General features: G+C 74.6%; 1 protein-coding gene. It reads left to right on the forward strand.

Features of this window, described 5'->3' with window-relative positions:
- Positions 1–222 precede the first annotated feature (222 nt).
- Positions 223–1,281, forward strand: a complete 1,059-nt coding sequence (locus tag ACFV4G_RS10305) for an SIS domain-containing protein (protein ID WP_380438538.1) — start codon at positions 223–225, stop codon at positions 1,279–1,281.
- Positions 1,282–1,383: the final 102 nt, after the last annotated feature.

Genomic DNA, 1,383 nt, shown 5'->3' on the forward strand with positions numbered 1-1,383 from the left:
CAACCACTGCCCGCGGCGGGGGCACTCGACCTTGTAAAAACCCCCCGTGCCGCCGGCGGGGCCGCCCGGCGGGCGGGGGCGGGGGGGGCGGTGGGGGCCCCCCGCCCCCGTAGGATTGCGGCAGGAATCACCGCAGCGAGTGTGCGGACTCGCCGCCGTAGAGGTCCCCGCCGGGCAGTCAGGCCCGAGCGGGGTCGAACCACTCATCGGAGGCACATCCAGATGTCCGACACGCAGACTGTTTCCGTCCCCGGCCGGATCATGGCGGCGGAGATGGCCGAGCAGCCGGCCGTCCTCCAGCGCATCCTCGACGAGGGCGCCCCGAAGATCCGCGAGGTCGCGGCCGAGATCGCCGCCCGCAACCCGCGCTTCGTCCTGCTGACCGCGCGCGGCACGTCCGACAACGCGGCGCTGTACGCCAAGTACCTGATCGAGATCCTGCTCGGCAAGCCGGCCGGCCTGACCTCGATGTCCACCACCACCGCCTACGGCGCCACGCCGGACCTCACCGACTGCCTGGTGATCACGGTCAGCCAGTCCGGCGGCTCGCCGGACCTGGTGGCCTCCACCAAGGCCGCCCGCGAGGCCGGCGCGATCACGCTCGCCGTCACCAACAACGCCGCCTCGCCGCTGGCCGAGGTCTCCGAGTTCCACATCGACGTGCTGGCCGGCCCGGAGAAGGCGCTGCCCGCGACCAAGACCTACACCGCCGAGCTGCTGGCGCTGTACCTGCTGGTCGAGGGCCTGCGCGGGGGCGACGGCTCGGCCGCCAAGGAGCTGCCGGCGCTGGCCGCCGGCGTCCTGGCCCGCCAGGCCGAGGTGAAGGCCCTGGCCGAGCGCTACCGCTTCGCCCAGCGCCTGGTCATCACCTCGCGCGGCTACGGCTACCCGACCGCCCGCGAGGCGGCGCTGAAGCTCATGGAGACTACCTACATCCCGGCCTCCCCGTTCTCCGGCGCCGACCTCCTGCACGGCCCGCTGGCCATGGTGGACAACGTCTCGCCGGTCATCGCGATCGTCCCGGACGGCAAGGGCGGCGAGGCCCTGCAGCCGGTGCTGGACCGCCTGCGCGGCCGCGGCGCGGACCTGGTCGTCGTCGGCCAGCAGGCGCAGGTGGACGCCGCCTCGGCGGGCTTCGCGCTGCCGGCCGGCGTGCCCGAGGAGGTGCAGCCGATCCTGGAGATCCTGCCGCTGCAGCTGCTGGCCTACGAGGTCACCATCGCCCGCGGCCAGGACCCGGACGCCCCGCGCGCGCTGGCCAAGGTCACCGAGACGCACTGACGCCCGGCGACAGCAGAACCGGCCCCCCGTCCACAGCCTGTGGATGGGGGGGGGGGGTGGTTGGAGGGGGGGGCAGGGGGGGGGGGGCGGGGGGGCCCCACA

Source organism: Kitasatospora sp. NPDC059747 (assembly GCF_042732955.1).
Classification (GTDB): domain Bacteria; phylum Actinomycetota; class Actinomycetes; order Streptomycetales; family Streptomycetaceae; genus Kitasatospora.